The sequence below is a fragment of the Streptomyces sp. NRRL S-646 genome, assembly GCF_000720765.1.
Taxonomy (GTDB): domain Bacteria; phylum Actinomycetota; class Actinomycetes; order Streptomycetales; family Streptomycetaceae; genus Streptomyces.
On record NZ_JODC01000072.1, the window covers coordinates 1 to 1,492 of the forward strand.

1 pseudogene is annotated in these 1,492 nt (G+C 68.2%); it reads left to right on the forward strand.

The window, feature by feature from the left end:
- Positions 1-121 precede the first annotated feature (121 nt).
- A pseudogene (locus IH68_RS51300) lies at positions 122-1,197 on the forward strand (IS701 family transposase).
- The last annotated feature ends 295 nt before the right edge of the window (positions 1,198-1,492 follow it).

Sequence of the window (1,492 nt, forward strand, 5' to 3'; positions counted from 1 at the left end):
ACCATCGCCCCCATGGCGGCCTTGGCGGCCAGACCCCCTACGAACGCCTCAAACAGAAGACCACGACCCAGGCGTAATCGAAGATCGTCAGTGGCACAGTCGGCGTAAGTCGATCCAGCCGATGGCCCAGCGGCTGCCGGACGGGAACAGGCAGGCCTTGCAGCAGTTCGTCAACCAGTCGCCGTGGCAGTGGACGCCGGTGCGGCGGCGGATCGCCGAGCGGCTGGTCCAGGTGGTCAAACCCGAGGTGTGGGTCATCGACGATGTGTCGTTTCCCAAGTGCGGGCGGGCGTCGGTGGGGGTGGCCCGGCAGTACTGCGGAGCGTTGGGCAAGCGGGCCAACTGCCAGGTCGCCGTCAGCGTGCACGCAGCCACCGATCTTGCTTCCTGCCCACTGGAAGGGAGCTGATCCTGCCCGAGGAATGGGCCCACGACGTCCAGCGGCGTCGGGCCGCGGGGGTGCCCGAAGAGGTCGGGCATGTGACCAAGTCCCGTCTGGCTGTGGGGCTGCTGGAGAGGCTCGCGGCCTGGCTTGGGTCGGTGCCGGTGAACGTGGCCGACTGCGGTTACGGCCGCAGTGTCTCCTTCCGCCTGGCCCTGGAGGAACGCGGCTGGCCCTACGTCATGGCCGTCGAGCCCAAAGAGATCGCCCGCCCGGCTGCTGCCGTCCCGTATCTGCCGCCCTACCAGGGGCTGGGCCCGCCCACCCTGTCGCGCTATCGCGGGCCGGCCCGGCCCCTGCGAGACCTGGCCGATGCAGGCACCCGCTTCGAGACCGTCACCTGGCGCCAGGGCAGCAAGGGATCGATGACCTCACGGTTTGCAGTGCTCGAAGTGCGGCCCTCGGGCAAGGAAGCCACCCGCACAGCGCAGGAGCACGCCGGCGGACGCAGCCAGTGGGACGGGGTACTGCCGCTGCGGACCCTGCTGGTCGAACAGCCCGAGAAAGCGACGGAGCCCACCGGCTACTGGATGACCAACCCGCCCGCCACCACCCCGGCCGCCGATCTGGTGCACTTCGCCAAGATGCGCTGGCGCATCGAGCACGACTACCGCGAACTCAAACACGGCCTGGGCCTGGACCACTTCGAGGGCCGCACCTGGCGCGGCTGGCACCACCACGTCACCCTCGTCACCGCCGCACAAGCCTTCCTCACCCTGCGGCGCTACGACCCAAAAGCCCACACGACAGCCTGACCCTCTACCAAGTCCTCGACGCGCTGCAGGACCTGCTGCGGTGCTGGAGCGGCATCTGCACCACCTGCGGCCGCCCCCTCACCAGCAGAAGAAACAGAACCAGAACCTAACGAAGCACTACTAGGCTGCGACCGCTCCGAAATCTGGCGATCTTTTGGAGGGTGTGCAGGATGAACCAAACTCTCATGACCGCATCGGCGGCAGCAGCGTTGGCTGTGTCCGGGGGCAGCACCACCGCCTCCGCTTACGATGCCCCGCCGCGCACCACGCACGGTCCTTGCCAGTACACCCAGAC